16 protein-coding genes and 1 pseudogene are annotated in these 17627 nt (G+C 65.9%); 11 read left to right on the plus strand and 6 right to left on the minus strand.

Going from position 1 to position 17627, the window contains the following annotated elements:
* Positions 1-5 precede the first annotated feature (5 nt).
* Both EDF61_RS03550 and EDF61_RS03555 read left to right on the plus strand, forming a co-directional pair.
* Positions 6-1004, plus strand: a complete 999-nt coding sequence (locus EDF61_RS03550) for an epimerase (RefSeq protein ID WP_133833285.1) — start codon at positions 6-8, stop codon at positions 1002-1004.
* A 9-nt stretch (positions 1005-1013) separates the two neighbouring features.
* Entirely contained in the window at positions 1014-1640 is a 627-nt protein-coding gene (locus tag EDF61_RS03555) for a pentapeptide repeat-containing protein (protein WP_133833286.1), read from the plus strand.
* On the opposite strand, the gene EDF61_RS03560 is transcribed toward EDF61_RS03555, so the two are convergent.
* On the minus strand, positions 1624-2544 hold the full coding sequence (locus EDF61_RS03560) for a LysR family transcriptional regulator (protein ID WP_133833287.1): 921 nt from the start codon (positions 2542-2544) through the stop codon (positions 1624-1626). The genes EDF61_RS03555 and EDF61_RS03560 overlap by 17 nt on opposite strands.
* Before the next feature lie 78 nt (positions 2545-2622).
* On the opposite strand from EDF61_RS03560, the gene EDF61_RS03565 reads away from it, so the two are divergent.
* Complete coding sequence (locus EDF61_RS03565; RefSeq protein WP_133833288.1) at positions 2623-4347, plus strand: FAD-dependent oxidoreductase; 1725 nt, start codon at positions 2623-2625, stop codon at positions 4345-4347.
* Between the two features lie 99 nt (positions 4348-4446).
* Positions 4447-5067, plus strand: a complete 621-nt coding sequence (locus EDF61_RS03570; protein ID WP_133833289.1) for an AmiS/UreI family transporter — start codon at positions 4447-4449, stop codon at positions 5065-5067.
* On the opposite strand, the gene EDF61_RS03575 is transcribed toward EDF61_RS03570, so the two are convergent.
* A complete protein-coding gene (locus EDF61_RS03575; protein WP_133833290.1) occupies positions 5064-6746 on the minus strand; it encodes an ABC-F family ATP-binding cassette domain-containing protein in 1683 nt (560 codons plus the stop codon). The genes EDF61_RS03570 and EDF61_RS03575 overlap by 4 nt on opposite strands.
* Positions 6747-6776: 30 nt before the next feature.
* Between EDF61_RS03575 and EDF61_RS03580 the strand changes: the two genes are divergently transcribed.
* Positions 6777-7187, plus strand: coding sequence for a hypothetical protein (locus EDF61_RS03580; RefSeq protein WP_133833291.1), 411 nt, complete (start codon positions 6777-6779; stop codon positions 7185-7187).
* On the opposite strand, the gene EDF61_RS03585 is transcribed toward EDF61_RS03580, so the two are convergent.
* The gene (locus tag EDF61_RS03585) at positions 7184-8029 is read right to left on the minus strand and encodes a 3-hydroxyacyl-CoA dehydrogenase (RefSeq protein ID WP_133833292.1); all 846 of its coding nucleotides are present in this window, start codon (positions 8027-8029) and stop codon (positions 7184-7186) included. The genes EDF61_RS03580 and EDF61_RS03585 overlap by 4 nt on opposite strands.
* A 178-nt stretch (positions 8030-8207) precedes the next feature.
* On the opposite strand from EDF61_RS03585, the gene EDF61_RS03590 reads away from it, so the two are divergent.
* Positions 8208-10745, plus strand: coding sequence for an esterase-like activity of phytase family protein (locus EDF61_RS03590; RefSeq protein WP_286172089.1), 2538 nt, complete (start codon positions 8208-8210; stop codon positions 10743-10745).
* Positions 10746-10818: 73 nt separating this feature from the next.
* Here EDF61_RS03590 and EDF61_RS03595 read toward each other — a convergent pair whose 3' ends face one another.
* On the minus strand, positions 10819-11166 hold the full coding sequence (locus EDF61_RS03595) for a hypothetical protein (RefSeq protein WP_133833294.1): 348 nt from the start codon (positions 11164-11166) through the stop codon (positions 10819-10821).
* Between the two features lie 117 nt (positions 11167-11283).
* Positions 11284-12072 (minus strand): TspO-related membrane protein, encoded by a 789-nt coding sequence (locus tag EDF61_RS03600; RefSeq protein ID WP_105661401.1) that lies wholly within the window; start codon positions 12070-12072, stop codon positions 11284-11286.
* A gap of 59 nt (positions 12073-12131) precedes the next feature.
* On the opposite strand from EDF61_RS03600, the gene EDF61_RS03605 reads away from it, so the two are divergent.
* Positions 12132-13193 (plus strand): PLP-dependent cysteine synthase family protein, encoded by a 1062-nt coding sequence (locus EDF61_RS03605; RefSeq protein WP_105661400.1) that lies wholly within the window; start codon positions 12132-12134, stop codon positions 13191-13193.
* Here the strand turns inward: EDF61_RS03605 and EDF61_RS03610 are convergent.
* Entirely contained in the window at positions 13190-13549 is a 360-nt protein-coding gene (locus EDF61_RS03610) for a cupin domain-containing protein (protein ID WP_105658528.1), read from the minus strand. The two genes, EDF61_RS03605 and EDF61_RS03610, sit on opposite strands and share 4 nt — an antisense overlap.
* Positions 13550-13633: 84 nt before the next feature.
* Here EDF61_RS03610 and EDF61_RS03615 point away from each other — a divergent pair.
* The 4 genes and pseudogenes from EDF61_RS03615 to nrdH all read left to right on the plus strand — a co-directional run.
* Positions 13634-14020 (plus strand): annotated as a pseudogene (locus EDF61_RS03615) (Cmx/CmrA family chloramphenicol efflux MFS transporter); the annotation flags it as partial.
* Between the two features lie 318 nt (positions 14021-14338).
* Positions 14339-16063 (plus strand): ubiquinone-dependent pyruvate dehydrogenase, encoded by a 1725-nt coding sequence (gene poxB, locus EDF61_RS03620; protein ID WP_133833296.1) that lies wholly within the window; start codon positions 14339-14341, stop codon positions 16061-16063.
* A gap of 75 nt (positions 16064-16138) precedes the next feature.
* A complete protein-coding gene (locus EDF61_RS03625; protein WP_133833297.1) occupies positions 16139-16876 on the plus strand; it encodes a YggS family pyridoxal phosphate-dependent enzyme in 738 nt (245 codons plus the stop codon).
* Between the two features lie 514 nt (positions 16877-17390).
* Entirely contained in the window at positions 17391-17621 is a 231-nt protein-coding gene (gene nrdH, locus EDF61_RS03630) for a glutaredoxin-like protein NrdH (RefSeq protein WP_013349130.1), read from the plus strand.
* The last annotated feature ends 6 nt before the right edge of the window (positions 17622-17627 follow it).

Genomic DNA, 17627 nt, shown 5'->3' on the forward strand with positions numbered 1-17627 from the left:
GAACGATGCAGAGCGCTGCACGGCGGGCGGTAGTGGCAGGAGCCAGCGGGTTCATTGGCGAACGGCTGATCGCGCAGCTGCGCGGGGCTGGATACCAGGTGGCGGTCATCGGCCGCGGCCGTGCAGCGGATGCGCAGTGGGGCGATGGCCCGGCGCTGGCGGCACTCATCGATGGTGCAGAACTGCTGGTCAATCTGGCCGGGAAGAATGTCGGCTGCCGCTATCACGAAGCGGCGCGCAACGAGATCCTCGCCTCGCGCGTGGACACGACCCGCGCGCTGCACGAGGCAGTGTCCCAGGCAGCTGATCCGCCGGCGCTTTGGCTGAACGCGTCCACCGCGACCATCTACCGGCACAGCATGGACGCGCCGAACACCGAGGACGGCCGGATCGGCGAAGGGTTCTCGGTGGATGTGGCGCGCAACTGGGAACGCGAGTTCTTCCGCGGCGAGCTGCCCACGCGCCGGGTCGCCCTGCGCATGGCCATCGTGCTCGGCGACGGCCCGGCCACGCGCAAGCTGCTTGCCGTTGCACGGCTCGGGCTGGGCGGGGCGCAGCATGATAGCTGGTGGCCGGCGCATCGGCGCTACCGCGGCATCGGCCCGGATCCGAGCGGAGCCGAACGCAGCGGCTGGCACCGCACGCGCGGGAACCAGCGCTTCAGCTGGATCCATGTCGATGATGCGATCGGCGCGATCGGGCATATCATCGACCACCGCGAAATCACCGGCCCGGTCAACCTCAGCTCGCCGAACCCGGTTGCCAACCGGGCGCTGATGGCCTCGCTGCGCCGCGCCACCGGCGCGAAATTCGGGCTGCCCGCGTATCGTTGGATGCTGGAGCCGGCCATGTTCGTGCTGCGCGTGGAACCGGAAATGCTGCTCAAGTCCCGCTGGGCGCTGCCCGGGGTGCTGCAGGGGACCGGGTACGAGTTCCGCTGGCCGCACCTGGATGCGGCACTGGATGACGTGGCCGGGAACCTGGCTGCGAAGCAAGCACTTTAAGGACGCGCATTGGCACCGAGAATCCGACGCTTCACCCTGCCCGAACTGGCCCCTGGCTACCGCGGGGATCTGGGCGATGACTACGTTGAACTGCTGCACTTCAGGGATTTCGATGAGCCGCTGGCGGCCGATGGCGCGCGGCTGGAGGAATGCCGTTTCAGCTCCGTGCAGATCGAGGCCTTGCGCAACGCCCGGCTAATCCAGTGCGAACTGGACCAATCCGGGGCTCCCGCCCTGCAAGCCGCTGGTGCGTTCCTCAACGATGTGCGGGTGACCCACAGCCGCTTCGGTTCCGCGGATTTCGCCGAGGCCCAGCTCGATGGCGTGGTATTCGAGAACTGCAAATTCGGCTGGCTGAATTTGCGCGGTGCAACGGTGCGCGATGTGCTCTTCGTCAATTGCCAATTCGAGGAGATCGACCTGGGCGGGCAGATCCAGCGCCTGGGCTTCGTCGATTCGCGGGCCGGGCAAATTACCGCTGCCGGGGCGCAATTGCGCGAGGTCGACCTGCAGGGGCTGGACTTCGCCCAGGTTGAGGGGGTCGACGGGTTGCGCGGGGCACGGATCAGTGCGCTGCAGCTGAGCCTGCTCGCCGAGGCGATGGCCAACCACCTGGGGATCAAGCTAGGGAGTTGATTTGCCCGTGGCCGGCGGCCAGCTGCTGCGCGGTTTCGGCCAGCAGCTGCGCCATGGCCGCGGCGGCTCGGGTCAATGAGACATCGCGCCGGTGCGCCAGCCCGATGGTGCGGGCCAGCGGTTCGCGCAAGGCAATGGAGCGCACTCCCGGAGCGTCCAGCGCCACCGTCGCCGGAACCACGGCGACTCCGAGCCCGCGCTGCACGAAGCGCAGCACCGCGTCCATCTCCCCGCCTTCCACGACGATATTGGGCACCAGGCCGGCGTTCTTGTAGGCCAGGGCGGTGCTGGCGCGCAGGTCGTAGCTGTGCGAGAAGGCCAGCTGGGGCACCGGAGCCAACGCGCGCAAATCAAGCTCCTGGCCAGCTAGGTGCGGGTGCTCCAGTGCGTCGATGACCACCAATTCCTCTTCGAGCAGCGGCAGGTTCTCCAGATGGTTGTCGTTCACCGCATGCTCCGAGGTCACGATGAGCGCCAGATCCAGTGCGCCGCCGTCCAGCTGCTCCAGCAGCTTGTGCGAGCCCGCTTCGAAAATCTGCAGTTGCACCCCGGGGTAGCGGGTGCGGAAGATGGACAGCGCCTCGGCGACCAGCGACACGCACAGGGTAGGCGGGGCGCCCAGGCGCACCCGCCCGCGATGCAGCCCGGCCAGGTCGGCCATTTCGGTGCGGATGGACTCCTCGTCGGCCAGTATCCGGCGCGCACGGGGCAGCAATGCCTGCCCGGCGGCGGTAAGCGTGATGTTGCCGCGGGCCCGGTGGAACAGCTCGGAGCCCAGTTCCTGTTCCAGCGTGGCGATCTGCCGGCTGAGCGATGGCTGGGCCAGGTGCAGCTGCTCGGCGGCCCGGGTGAAGTGCCCCACTTCGGCGATGGCGGTGAAGCCGCGCAATTGCTCTAGGTTCATGGTGCATAGCCTACTGCTATCAACATCATGCCAATAATTCATTGGACGTATTCTGGGCGCGGGGCGATGCTGGAAACCATGAGAAACGAACAGCAGATATCCACCTCCGTACTGGTCATCGGCACCGGCGGTTCAGGCTTGCGCGCGGCCATCGAGCTGGCAGAATCGGGCACCGACGTGCTGGCCGTGGGCAAGCGCCCGCGCCACGACGCGCACACCGCGCTGGCCGCCGGCGGCATCAACGCCGCACTGGGCACGATGGACGCCGAGGACAGCTGGCAGCAGCACGCGGCGGACACCATCAAGGAAAGCTACTACCTGGCCGATCCGCGCACCGTGCAGGTGGTCGCCCAAGGCGCGGCCCGCGGCATCGAGGACCTGGAACGCTACGGCATGAACTTCGCCCGCGAAACCGACGGCCGGATCTCCCAGCGCTTCTTCGGTGCCCACAAATTCCGGCGCACCGCCTTCGCCGGGGACTACACCGGGCTGGAAATCCAGCGCACCCTGGTCCGCCGTGCGCAGCAGCTGCAGGTCCCGATCCTGGACTCGGTCTATATCACCGAGCTGCTGGTCGCCGAGGGGCGGATCTTCGGCGCCTACGGCTTCGACGTCAACGACGGCACCGGGTACCTGATCCATGCCGACGCGGTCATCCTGGCCGCCGGCGGCCACACCCGCATCTGGCGGCGCAGCAGCTCGCGGCGCGACGAGAACACCGGCGACGCCTTCCGCCTGGCCGTGGAGGCCGGTGCCCGGCTGCGCGATGCCGAGCTCGTACAATTCCACCCCTCGGGCATCATCGAACCCGAATCGGTGGCCGGGACCCTGGTCTCCGAGGCGGCCCGCGGCGAAGGCGGGATCCTGACCAACGCCCTGGGCGAACGCTTCATGGAGCGCTACGATCCCCAGCGCATGGAATTGTCCACCCGCGACCGGGTCGCCCTGGCCGCCTACACCGAGATCGCCGCCGGGCGCGGCACCGTCAAGGGCGGGGTCTGGCTGGATGTCTCGCACCTGCCCCGGGCCACCATCATGGAACGGCTGCCCCGGGTCTACCAGACGCTGCTCGAGGAGCAGATGCTGGACATTACCGAGCAGAAGATCGAGATCGCCCCGACGGCGCACTATTCCATGGGCGGGGTGCAGGTGGACCCGCTCACCCACGAGACGGCGGTCCCCGGCCTGTACGCGATCGGTGAAGCCTCCTCGGGCCTGCACGGGGCCAACCGGCTGGGCGGCAACTCGCTGATCGAGCTGCTGGTCTTCGGCCGGATCGTCGGGCAGGGAGCTGCCCGGTATTCGCGTGCGCTCACTTCCCAGCCGCGTTCGCAGGCGGCCATCGAGAAGGCGCGCGGGGAAGTGGACCGGCTGCTGGCCGCCGATGGGCAGGAAAATGTCCGGTCCCTGCAGCGGGCGATCCGCGACATCATGACCCAGCACGCCGGAGTCGTGCGCGAGGAGGCGGGGCTGAAGCTGGGGCTGGAGAAACTGGCAGAGGTCGAAGCGCGGATGGCGCGGGTGGGCATCCACCCGGACATCGCCGGCTACCAGGACCTGTGCCACGCCTTCGACCTGAAGTCCTCGGCTCTGGCCGCGCGCGCCACCTTGGAGTCGGCGCTGGAGCGCCGGGAAACCCGCGGCTGCCATAACCGCAGCGACTATCCGCACACCGATCCGCAGCTGCAGGTGAACCTCATCTGGTCGCCTGAGGGCATCACCCGTGAGCCGATCCCCGAAGTGCCTGCGGAAGTGGCCGCGCTGATCACCGAGGTATCGCAGGCAGGCAAGCTCGTGGAGTAACGAACCGGTGCGAACTTGCCAAGGCCCGGCGGCTGCGCTGAAACTGAGCTCAGTGGGCGACCGGCCAGGCGTGGGTGCCCTTCGCGAGTGGAGGATGAGATGGCCCATGTGGGGCTCGTATTCGTAGGACTGATTCTGAGTGTGAATGCGCTGGTGGGGCTGGGCCGGATTCCGGCCCGTTCGGCGGCGGTGCTCAACCTGATGGTCGGCGGGCTGCAGATCATGTTGCCGACCTTGATACTCAGCCAGGCAGGCAGCGACATCGCACTGGTCAATGCCACCTGGCCCAGCTACCTGTTCGGGATGACCTATCTGCTGGTCGGGTTCAACACCCTGTTCGGTTTCGACCCGGCCGCGCTGGGCTGGTTCAGCGCGTTCGTAGCCGCGATCGCGCTCTACAAGAGCGTGCTGTCCATCGGCCCGGACCCGCTGTTCGCGGTCATCTGGCTGGCCTGGGCGCTGATGTGGCTGGGCCTGTTCCTCTCCGACGGGCTGGGGCTGCGCCGGCTCGGCCCGGTCCAGGTGCCCGTGGCCACCGCATGGTTGATGCTCAGCGCCGGCATCCCGAGCAGCACCATCCCGGCGCTGTTCGCGCAGAACGAGCGGTGGTCCACGCCGCCGGCTGCGGGTTGGACCGCCCTCTGCGTGCTGGCCGCGGCCGCCGGATTCAGCTGCTGGAAAGCCCGCAGCACCTGGCGCTCCATGCAGGAGGCAGCCTAGCGCTTGCGCTGCACCCGGGCCTCGTCCCAGACCGGCTCGTCGGACTCGTAGACGGTGCCGTCGGAGCCGAAGACCAGGAAACGGTCGAAGCCGCGGGCGAACCAGCGGTCGTGGGTCACCGCCAGCACGGTGCCCTCGAACGCGTCGATGGCCCGTTCCAGCGCTTCGCCCGAATGCAGGTCCAAGTTATCGGTGGGTTCATCGAGCAGCAGCAGGGTCGCCCCGGACAGCTGCAGCAGCAGGATCTGGAACCGCGCCTGCTGGCCACCGGAGAGCGATTCGAACTTCTGCTCGGACTGCCCGGCCAGGCCGTAGCCATCCAGCGCGCCGGCTGCCGCCTCGCGCGGCATTCCGGAGCGGTGCTCGTCGCCGCGGTGCAGGATTTCGAGCAGGGTGCGGCCAAACAGGTCCGGGCGGCTGTGGGTCTGGGCGAAGTAGCCCGGGCGGATCCGGGCGCCGAGCTTCACCGTGCCGGCATGCGCCACCGGGGCGATCACCACATCGGACACCGGCAGGTGCTCGCGCTCCGGATCGGATCCGCCGGAGGCCAGCAGGCGCAGGAAGTGCGACTTGCCCGAGCCATTGGAACCCAGCACGCCCACGCGGTCGCCGAACCAGATTTCGGTATTGAAGGGCTTCATCAGCCCGGTCAGCTCGAGTTTTTCGGCCACGACTGCGCGCTTGGCGGTGCGCCCGCCCTTCAACCGCATCTGCACGTTCTGCTCCAGCGGGATCGCCTGCGGCGGGCCGGCCTCCAGGAACTTCTCCAGCCGGGTGGTGGCCGCCTGGTAGCGGTTGGCCATGTCGGAGCGGAACGCGGCCTTGGTCTTGTACATGTTGACCAGTTCCTTGAGCTTGGCGTGCTCCTCGTCCCAGCGCTTGCGCAGCTCTTCGAAGCGCTCGTTGCGCTCCTTGCGGGCTTCCACATAGGAGCCGAACGCGCCGCCGTGCACCCAGGCGGTGGCCCCGCCGTGGCCCGGTTCCAGGGTCACGATGCGGGTGGCGGCGTTGTCCAGCAGCTCGCGGTCGTGGCTGATGAACAGCACGGTCTTGTTGGAGCGGGACATGATCTCGTCCAGCCAGCGTTTGCCGGGCACGTCAAGGTAGTTATCCGGCTCGTCGAGCAGCAGCAGTTCGTCGTTGCCTTCGAAGAGCGCTTCGAGGACCAGGCGCTTCTGCTCGCCGCCGGACAGGGTGCGCGCCAGCCGGTCCCCGGCCTTGTCGAACCCGATGCCCAAGGCGGCCATGCAGACCTTGTCCCAGGTGGTTTCCAGCTCGTAGCCGCCGGCGTCGCCCCACTCGATGATCGCCTCGGCGTAGCGCATGTGCACTTTCTCGTCCTCGCTGGTGAGCATCTTGGCCTCGTACTCGGCGACCTTGGCGGCGGCCTGGGCCAAAGCCGGTGCGGCGGTGGACAGCAGCAGGTCCTTCACCGTGGAGTCGTCGCGCACCTGCCCGACGAACTGGCGCATGATGCCCAGGGTGCCGGTGCGGTTGATGGAGCCTTCGTCGGCCTTCAGGTCTCCTGCGATGATCTTGAACAGGGTTGTCTTGCCGGTGCCGTTGGGTCCGATCAGCGCGGTCTTGGAGCCGGCGGTGACCTTGAAGGCCGCGCCGCCCAGAAGCTGGGTGCCGTCGGAAAGGAAATACTGGATGTCTGTCACGTCTATATGGGCCACCTGGCAATCCTATCGGGTAGATTGCCGAACATGCAGATCACAGTAGAAATCTACGGAGCGCTCCATGCCTGCTGCCATTCAGCGTTTTCGGTAGGCGATCACGTGCGCTGGCAGCTGGCCCAGGTGCGCAATGGGCGCGGGGAAATTTCCTTCGAGCTCGATGACCACGGCACCTTCGATGGCACCGGGGTGCCGGTGGCAGCAATCGCCGCCCGGGTGGTGCGCATCCAGTACCGGGATCATGATCGTGCGGCGAAGGCCGGGGGACTGGCAGGTGGCCCTGTCCCGGTGGTCGATACCCTGCATGTTCCCGAAGGCACGGATTTCGACCACGACTGGATCGTGGTGGGGCTGGAAGTAGCGGATCCGAAGAGCCTTCCGCCGCTGGCCGACTGGGATGAGGGCGCGCCCCTGCCTGGTGGCGCGCCCCGCGGCGGCTAGTTGTACTTGTAGAACCCTTCGCCGGCCGCCGCGCCGAGCTTGCCCTGGTCGATGTACTGGGTCTTGAGCAGCTCGGCGAACTTCTGGCTGGTTGCATCGCCTGCACGGGAAATGTTGTAGGCGGTGTTCAGCCCCACGATGTCGTAGATCTCGAACGGACCATGCGGAGCCCCGGTGCCCAGCTTCCAGGTCTTGTCGATGGTCTGCGCATCGGCGACCCCGTTGACCAGCAGGTGGCTGGCGGACTGCAGGAAGGGGACCAGCAGCGAGTTCAGCACGTAGCCCGGCTGCTCCTTGAGCACCCGGATCGCGACCAGCCCGGTACGCTCGGCGAAGTCGACCACTGCTTCGTAGGCTTCGGGGGTGGTTGCTGGTGTGCCCATGACTTCGCCGGTGTTGTTGGACCAGATGCGGTTGGCGTAGTGCAGGGCGAGGAATTGTCCGGGGCGGCCAGTGAATTCGGCGATATTCGAGGGCAGCAGGGTCGATGAATTGGTGGCGAATATGGCTTGTTCGGGGGCCAGCACGGCCAGCTTCCGGTAGGTCTGCGCCTTGATCTCCAGATTCTCGGGCACCGCCTCGATGACCAGGTCGGCCTCCCGCACCGCGTCGGCCAGATCGCTGGTCAGTTCGATGGACTCGCGGGCGGATTGGGCCTTCTGCGGGTTCCCGAAGTACTGGGCGTACTGCGCAACCAGGGCATCCAGCCGCTGGTTTGCGGCGGCCAGCGCTTGCTCGCTGATGTCGTAGCCGATGACGGGCAAGCCGTGGTAGGCGGTTTGGAAGATGATTTGTGTGCCGAGCACGCCAGTGCCCAGAACGGTGATGCGTTGCAGTTCCATGATTCTCCTTGGGGTACAGCTTCACTCTCCGCTTTTAGTTGCGCAATTTCAACTAAGTGTGAGCGGGAGAACGCCCGACACCTGCTGGTTGGCTGCCAGTTGCCGAAGATTCACCTTCTGGCTAGGTGGTGCTGGAACTCTTGGGGAGTCATCCGCAACCAGCATGGGGGAGAACTACGTGCACCGCATATCCAAGAAGGCCCCGGGAGTCCTGGCCGCCGCCGTCATCGCCGCGAGCCTGTCGCCGCTAGCCGCCGCCGCGGACCCGGGGGAGTACTTCGAACGCGAGGCCACCTACCCGGTCTACCAGAACCATCCCGAGGGCGCCGCGGCCCAGACCGCCGCAGAAATCTCCACCGTATCGGCGGACGGCAACACGCTGATCTACTCCGATGCGCTCTCGCGCAGCGTCGGCTTCCTGGACATTTCCAACCCTGCCGAACCGAAGGGCCTGGGCCTGCTGGGCCTGCACCAGCTGGGCAGCGCCGAGGACGAGCCCACCAGCGTGGCCGCCCACGGCGACTACGTGTTCGTGGTGGTGAACACCTCGGCCAGCTACAGCGACCCCTCGGGGCGGGTGGATGTGGTGCGGATTGCCGACCGCACGCTGGTGCACAGTTTTGCGCTGCCAGGCCAGCCCGATTCCATCGCGCTGTCCGCCGACGGCGCCTACGCGGGCATCGCCATCGAGAATGAACGCGACGAGGATGCCGGCGAAGGCGCGCTGCCGCAAGCCCCGGCCGGATCGATCGCCATCATGGACCTGCAAGGCGCGGACCCGGCCGGCTGGAAGCTGCGCGAAGTCCCGCTCACCTCCGGTTCCCGCACCGAACCGATTGCGCTGCCGCTGCTGGCCGCGGCCGGTCTCGACACCCCGCAAGACCCCGAGCCCGAGTACGTCACGATCAACGGGAAGAACCAGCTGGCGGCAACCCTCCAGGAAAACAACGGCGTGGTGCTGGTGGACCTGGCCTCGGGCGGGATTACCGGCGCCTTCAGCACCGGGACCGTGGATCTGGCGGGGATCGACACCGAAAAGGACGGCGTGCTCGATCCCAGCGGGGAGCTGAAGGGCGTGCCGCGCGAGCCCGATGCCATCGGCTGGATCCAGGATCGCTACCTGGCCACGGCCAATGAGGGCGACTGGAAGGGCGGCAGTCGCGACTTCACGATCTTCGACTCCGCCACCGGCGAAGCGGTATGGGACGCCGGCAATGGCTTCGAGCGCCTCGCGCTGTCCCAGGCCTTGTTCCCGGAGCAGCGCGCAGGCAAGAAGGGGGTTGAGCCCGAGGGCCTGGCCATCGCCGAATTCGGCGGCGTGGACTACGGCTTCATCGCGGCCGAACGCGGGAACTTCGTGGCCGTGTACGACCTGTCCGAGCCATCCAGCCCGCGCTATCTGCAAAGCTTGCCGACTACCAACGGCCCGGAAGGGATCTTGCCGATCCCCGGGCGCAACCTGCTGGCCATCGCCTCGGAAACCGATGAGGGCCGGGTGCGCTCGGCGGTGTCCCTGTACTCCTTCGGCGCCGCCGCGCCGCAGTTCCCGCAGCTGTCCTCGGATGCCGCCGATCCGGTGCCTTTCGGTGCGCTCAGCGGGCTGTCGGCCAACCCGGCCGATGCTTCGCAGCTCTTCGTGGTCAGCGACAACGCGTACCAGCCGCGCATCTACACCCTGGAAACCGGGACCCCGGCCACCGTTGATTCCTCGATGGCGGTCACCTCGGCCAGCGTCGAACTGGATCTGGAAGGCATTGCCGCGCGCGCAGACGGCGGATTCTGGGCCGCCCATGAAGGGGAAACCGGGGCGGAAAACCTGCTGGTGCGCATCGACGCGGCCGGTGCGGTGCAGGAAGAAATCGCGCTGCCTGCACTTTCAGGGCTGGGCAAGCACGGGCTGGAAGGCATCGCCGCGACCGGCTCCGGGAAGCAGGAAGAAGTGGTGTTCGCGGTGCAGCGCGAACTGCCCGGCGAGGACGTCGTCCGCCTGGGCAAATACCTCCCGTCCACCGGCGAGTTCAGCTGGTACGGCTACCAGCTGGACCCGGCATCCGACGGTGCATGGAATGGACTGTCGGAAATCACCGCGCTGCCCGATGGCTCCTACGCGGTGATCGAGCGCGATAACCAGGTGGGGCCGGACGCCAAGCACAAGGCGGTCTACCAGTTCCGGCTTCCGCAGGCCCAGGCAGGAGAAGTGCCGCTGGTGCAGAAGAAGCTGGCGGCCGATGTGCTGCCGGTCCTGCAGGAAACCAGCGGCTGGACCCAGGAGAAGCTGGAGGGGCTGGCTGTAGCCGATGGCCAGGTCTACGTGGTGACCGATAACGATGCGGTGGATGAGGCCACCGGCGAGACCGTCTTCGCGAACCTCGGTGCGGCGGATGAAGTGTTCGATCTGGCCGGCCAGGCACCCAGCGAGGAGCCCGGCGAAGAAGAGGGCAAGGACCAGGACGAAGAGCTAGCCGCGGAACCAACCCGGAACCCGTCGCCGCAGCCGAGCGGGGAATTCCCTGCGCAGGTCCCGGAGCCGACCCGGGAAGCCGGCCAGTCCCAGGCACCCCAGGCGCCGCAGGAGACGCGGCCAGCCCGGCCGGAAGCCGGCGAAGAGCTCGCAGCCACCGGTGCGAACAGCTTCTGGCTGATTCCGGTGGGTGCAGTGATCGCGCTGCTCGGCGCCGCGGCGGCCCTCAAGACCGCACGGGCCCGGGCGAAGTAGGCCGCGCGGCAGGAACCGGGAAAACAGCGAAGGCGTGGCACCTATGCAGGTGCCACGCCTTCGGGATTGACAGCTAGTTCTTCTTCTGCGAAATCACGACCGCGGCCACGATGGCGATGATCAGCGAGATGACCAGGAACTTGCCGCCATTGCCGGACTTCTTGTCCTGGGCGGCGAGGTTCTTCTGGGCGGCCTGCACAGCGCTCTCCACCGAGGCGCGGGCACGCTTGGCGGCCTTGGAATTCCCGCCGACATTCTCGATCAGGTTGGCGCCGGCCTTGCTGATGGCTTCGGTGTTGACACCGGAGACGGCCTCGTTCCAGCCGCCACGGATTTCCTTCGGCAGCTCTTCCTTGGCAGCTTTGGCGAGTTTCGCCAGCGACTTTTCAACTTGCTTCAAGCTCTTGGCAGTCTTCGACATGTTGTTCCTCTCTGATGGACCTTGAGTCTGGTGGACCTTGAGGTCTCAGCTCCCAGCCTAGCCAGCCGGGGGTGGGCACTCAAGGCCGCGCCGTTGCGCTGACTGCGAACTGGGAATTTACTGGGAGGCTGCGGGCGGGCGCAGCTTGCGAATGCGGGTCCGCAGCGCGCTGAGCAGGCACAGCAGCATCAGTATCGCCGCGATCGAAAGCACCGTGGCAAACCCGGGAGAGGTGGCGTGGCCGGTGTAGCGATCCACGATGATCCAGCCGATCACCCACAGCGCGCCGGCGTTCAGGTAGATCCCCATGGGATTCTTGAAGCTCACCGCGCTGAGGAACAGCGCCAGGAGCAGCACCGACAGGGCACAGGCGCCCTTGAACATCAGGGAGCTGGCGTCGGCCCCGGACAAGGCGGCGAAGGCGACAGTTTCGGCCAGCACGATCACCGAAAGCCACCCGGTGAACAGCCCGAAACTGGCGCGGGTAATCCACCGGTCCACTTGCTGCAGGGCAGGGGTCTTGCCGATCATCACCACGATGCGGATCAGCAATGCCAGCAGGAGCAGGCCGAACACCAGCGAGGTGCCGATGCGGTCGCGCTCCAAGAACGCCACCCACAGCGCATTGCACAGCACCGCGCCGAGCACCCAGGGGCGCAGCCGGCGATGGAACCCGGTGCGTTCTTGCGGCAGGCATTGCCAGATCGCGTAGAACGCCACTGCGGCCATCAGCCCGAACCAGGGCAGCTGCCCGATGCGCGGCACCGAGGTGACGGTGGCGTCCTGCCCCATCCACCCGCCGGCGAGTGTTTCCAGCCCGGCGGCGGAAAGCACCGCCCACGCCGCCCAGCCCAAGCCGAGCAGGATGATGGCGGCATAACCGCCGGTAACCAGCCTTCTTTTCACGATTCCGAAGGTACCACGCCGCCAGGGTTAAAACCGTTCGCCACGGTTAGAGTGGAGCCATGACAGATCTTTGGGTACGCCGTGCCATTTCCCTGCTCGACGCTGACGCGAACCGCAGCGCCGACACCCACCTGCATCGCTTCGAACTTCCCGCCCACTGGGGGATCGAGCTCTATTTGAAGGACGAGTCGGTGCACCCCACCGGTTCGCTCAAGCACCGGCTGGCGCGCTCGCTGATCCTCTACGGGCTGGTCAACGGGAAGATCGACGAAGGCACCACGCTGGTGGAGGCCTCCAGCGGATCCACGGCCGTTTCCGAAGCGTACTTCGCGCGGATGCTGGGGCTGGACTTCATCGCGGTGGTGCCCAAATCCACCAGCGGCGAGAAGATCGAGCTGATCGAGTTCTACGGCGGGCGCTGCCACCTGGTGGACGCGGCCGGCCAGGTCGATGAGGCGGCCCGCGCGCTGGCGGCCGAAACCGGCGGCTACTACCTGGACCAGTTCACCTATGCCGAGCGGGCGACGGATTGGCGCGGGAACAATAACATTGCCGAGTCGGTGTACGCGCAGATGGCCGCCGAAGCCCACCCGATCCCCAGCTGGATCGTGGTCGGCGCCGGGACTGGTGGCACCAGCGCCACCTTCGGGCGCTATGCGCGCTACAAGCGGCACGAAACCAGGATCTGCGTGGGCGATCCGGAAGGCTCCTCCTTCTACGGGGGATGGCGCACCGGGGACATGGGCTACGCGACGGGGCAGGGATCGCGCATCGAGGGGATCGGCCGGCCCAGCGTGGAACCGAGCTTCGTGCCAGGGGTAATCGACCAGATGGTGCAGGTGCCCGATGCCGCCTCGCTGGCAGCCATGCATTTCCTGCGCGCCAAGACCCGCTACTTTGCCGGCGGCTCCACCGGGACCAACCTCTACGCGGCGTTCGGAATCATCGCCCAGATGCTCGAACGCGGCGAGCAGGGCTCGGTGGTGACGCTGATCTGCGACTCCGGCGAGCGCTACGCGAACACCTACTACAACGAGCAGTGGGTGGCCGAGCAGGGCTTGGACCTGGAGCCCTACGCCGCGCAGCTGGAGCGCTTCATCCAGACCGGGGCCTGGAGCTAGCTGCCACGCAGGGCGGGCATGAGCCCGGCCCGCTTCTTGCGCTGGTGCACCGAGAAGTAGCCCAGGCCCGCTTCGCCGGCCACGAAGCGCCGTTGGGAGCGGGCGGGCAGGTAGATGATGTCGCCGATGGCCAGCTCGATGGATCCGCTGGCGGTATGCAGCACCCCGGAGCCGGCGAAGACGTGCAGCACCACGTCCAGCTCCGGGCCCTGGTGCTCCCCGATCTCTCCGGACGGGGCCAGCGAGATCACGTTGGCGTCGAGGTCGCGCTGCCCGGGTTCCAGCTTCCAGATCGCTCCGTTGGTTTTTCCGGCGGCCAGCTCGGTGGTATTGGCCATGCGGCGCGGTTCGGGCATCGTCTCTCCTTGAAGTTCTCTGCTGCAGCTTCCAGCCTATCCAATGGCGGGCAACGCCCCGGTCCACCCGGCGGTGACGCGGTGCGTGCCGAACTGAGCCAGTTGGCCACGCGGCCGCTCATCCTGGCCATGGCACTGGGAGCGCTGGTCAACGGGGGCACCTTCGCGGCGTTCACCTTCATTGCGCCGGTTGCGGCTATCACCGCCGGCGTGGCCGAGGGATGGGTTTGGGCCGCGCTGGTCCTGTTCGGGCTCGGATCCTTCCTCGGCGTAAACAGCGCAGGGCGGCTATCGGATCGGCGACCGGGCCTGGTGCTCTTCTCCGGAGGACCGCTGCTGCTGGCCGGTTGGGTCGTGTTGGCTTGGACCGCGTCGCATCCCATGGCGCTGCTCTGCCTTGTCTTCATCCAGGGTTTCCTGATTTTCGGCGTCGGCAGCACCGTGATTGCGCGGGTGCTCTACGCGGCATCGGCATTGGCGGCGGCCGCTCCCTTGGCCATGCTGCTGAGCCGGCGCATGCTGTTGGATACCACGGCTGGCTCCCATCGATGACCCGCCGCGGCGCGCTTCGCCCACAGGCCCCGGGACGCCGGGAAAGAAAGCGCGGTGGACCTGGGTGCACCGGTGCGGGGTAGCCGGCGTTGCCCCGTAATTTGCGCTCGTTGCGTGCGCCACCTGCCGGTGTGTTGGGAGGAACCTGCGGCAGCGTCAAAAACCCATGACACAAGGTGGCTGGCGCAGTAGGGTGAAGAATAGACCCACTGGAAAATTGTGTGCAGGAGGAATGTTTTGCCTACCGTAGCCGACCACCTGATTGAACAGCTCGATACCCAGGGAGTGCGCCGGATTTACGGCCTTCCGGGGGATTCCCTGAACGGCTTGACCGATTCATTGCGGGAGAACGGGCGGATCGAATGGGTCCACCACCGCCATGAGGAAGCCGCTGCCTTCGCCGCGGCGGCCGAAGCCGGAATCACCGGAGAGCTGACGGTATGCGTCGGCTCTTGCGGTCCGGGGAACCTGCACCTGATCAACGGGCTGTACGACGCGAACCGCTCGCGCGTGCCGGTGCTGGCGATTGCAGCGCACATCCCTACCGAGGAGATCGGTTCCAACTACTTCCAGGAGACCCACCCAGTGGAAGTCTTCCGTGGCTGCTCGGTCTATGCCGAACAGGTTTCCGACCCCAAACAGATGCCGCGCATGCTGCGCATTGCGATGCGCGAGGCCATCGAGAAGCGCGGCGTGGCAGTACTGGTGATTTCCGGCGATGTCGCGTTGGCGGAGATGGAACGCACGCCCACCCAGGAAATCACCAAGACCAACCCGCGGGTGCTGCCCAATGAAGACGAGCTGGAGCGTACCGCAGAGATCCTCGAAGGCTCGCGCAAGGTCACCATTCTGGCTGGTGCGGGCGTGGCAGGAGCTCATGACGAGGTGATCGCGTTGGCTGGCAAGCTCGGGGCGCCGATCGTGCATGCGATGCGAGGCAAGGAGCATATCGAGTACGAGAACCCCTTCGATGTGGGCATGACGGGCCTGCTGGGTTTCGCTTCGGGCGCCAAGGCGATTGCCGAATGCGACGTGCTCCTGATGCTGGGCACCGACTTCCCCTACCAGCAGTTCTACCCGCAGGACGCGATCATCATCCAGGTGGATATCCGCGGCGAGCAGATCGGCAAGCGCACCCGGGTGGACATCCCGCTGGTGGGCACCGTGAAGGACACCGCGGCGGCTCTGGATGCGCTGCTGCCGGTGCAGACCCACCGCAAGCACCTGGAGACAGCGGTGGAGCATTACCGCAAGACCCGTACGAAGCTCGACGAGCTCGCCACGCCCTCCAAGCCGGGTGCTGCAATCCATCCGCAGTATCTGGCCCGGCTGATCGACCAGCACGCAGATGAGGATGCGATTTTCACCGCCGATGTGGGATCCCCGGTGATTTGGGCGGCCCGCTACCTGACCATGACCGGCAAGCGACGGGTGCTCGGCTCCTTCAACCACGGTTCCATGGCCAACGCACTGTGCCATGCCCTGGGCGCCCAGGCAATTGACCGGCAGCGCCAGGTTATCGCCTTCGCCGGGGACGGCGGATTGGCCATGATGCTCGGTGAGCTGCTGACCGCCACGCAGAACAAGCTGCCGATCAAGATCGTGGTGTTCAACAACTCCTCGCTGAATTTCGTGGAACTGGAAATGAAGGCCGCCGGGTTCGTCACCTACGCCACCGATCTGCACAACCCCGACTTCGGGGCCGTGGCTACCGCCTCGGGGCTCAAGGGCTACCGGGTAGATGATTCGGCGCAGCTTGAAGCCACGGTGCAAGAATTCCTGGCCCATGACGGTCCTGCGCTGCTGGATGTAGTGACCGACCGCCAGGAGATGTCGATGCCACCGGAAATCAAGTTGGAACAAGCCAAGGGATTTGCCTTGTATGCCATACGCACCGTGCTCTCCGGGCGTGGCGACGAGCTGCTGAATCTGGCTAAAACCAATTGGCGGCAATTGTTCTAGCCCTTTTATGCCTATGCTTGTTGCTGGTGCCCTTGGCACCAGCAACACGTTTGTGACATCAAGAAAGTTGGCGCTTTGGCTTCGCAACCTGCCGCTACCCACGCGGCCACCATCGAGGATTTCACCCGCAACCTGGCTGCTGTCAACCAGAAGATCGCCGCGGCGGCGCTGGCCGCCGGCCGCGACGCTGGCTCGGTTCGGCTGCTGCCGGTCACCAAAACCATCGATTTCGATCGCTTGGCATTGGCCATTGCTGCCGGTGTGGACACGCTGGGGGAGAACAAGGTCCAAGAGGCCCAAGGCAAGTACGAGCACTTCTGCGAGGATTTCCCGCACCTGCGTTATGCGATTATCGGTCCCTTGCAGACCAACAAGGCGAAGTTCGTGGCGAAGTTCGCTGATGAATTCCATGCCTTGGACTCGCTGAAACTGGCACAGACCCTGCAACGCCGTTTGGAGGCAGAGGATCGGACGCTTGAAGTCTTCATCCAGGTCAATACCTCCGGCGAGGAAAGCAAATCAGGCATCGAAGCTGCCGGGGCAGCGGACTTGCTTGGCGGCTTGGCGCCGCTGGATCGCTTGACACCAGTGGGCTTGATGACCATGGCCGCAAATACCAAGGACGAAGCATCCATCCGTGGCAGCTTTGCGTTGCTGCGCGAAACCCGTGACCAATTGCAACAGGATGCTCCTGAAAGCTTCCAGCACCTGTCCATGGGCATGAGCGGCGACTACGAGCTGGCCATCGCCGAGGGGGCCACCGTCGTGCGTGTAGGCCAGGGAATCTTCGGTGCCCGCGCCTACCCGGCCTAAGACGCTTCTGCGTCGCCACTGAGCTTCGTTGCAAGGGCAGCTGGCAAATCGCCAGCTGCCCTTGCTGCGCGTTCTCCACAGCCGGTCGTGCGTCGGCCAAACTGTGGGTGCCAGGGGCGACACTACATGTAGTGGTGCACACCGTGTACCCCGAACTACATGGAGGGTGCAGAACACGCCGACGAACATCTCACAAGAAGAATTTTTAACCCACAGCGGACTTCTGCCAACCTGTGGACAAAGGTCTCGAGTCCGCGAGAAATCGCGGTTTAATCGGGGGTTAATATCCACAGTTCCTGTGGACGTTGCCGTGGATGAATGACATACTTGTAATACATCATGTTGTGGCCGCTTGACCCGCCAAACACAAGATGTAGTATTGAACCCGTCGGTGCGGCTCGCACCAGAAGCACCTCGAAACAGTGGTTTTGAGGCATCCGAGAGGATGGCTAGGACTTTTCCGAAAATCCGGGATCTTAGCCGAAACAAAGACTTTTTAAAGGGGATCAGGGACATGGCCATCACGGTTTACACGAAGCCTTCCTGCGTTCAGTGCAACGCTACGTACCGCGCGCTGGATAAGAAGGGTGTCGAGTACAACAAGGTAGACATCTCTCAGGATGCGGCAGCCTTGGAGCACGTTCGTGGCTTGGGCTACATGCAGGCACCTGTCGTAATCACCGATGACGATCACTGGTCGGGCTTCCGCCCAGACAAGATCGAGCTGCTGGCTCCAGCCAACTAATCAAGA

This window comes from Arthrobacter sp. JUb115, from assembly GCF_004365035.1.
Lineage (GTDB): Bacteria > Actinomycetota > Actinomycetes > Actinomycetales > Micrococcaceae > Glutamicibacter.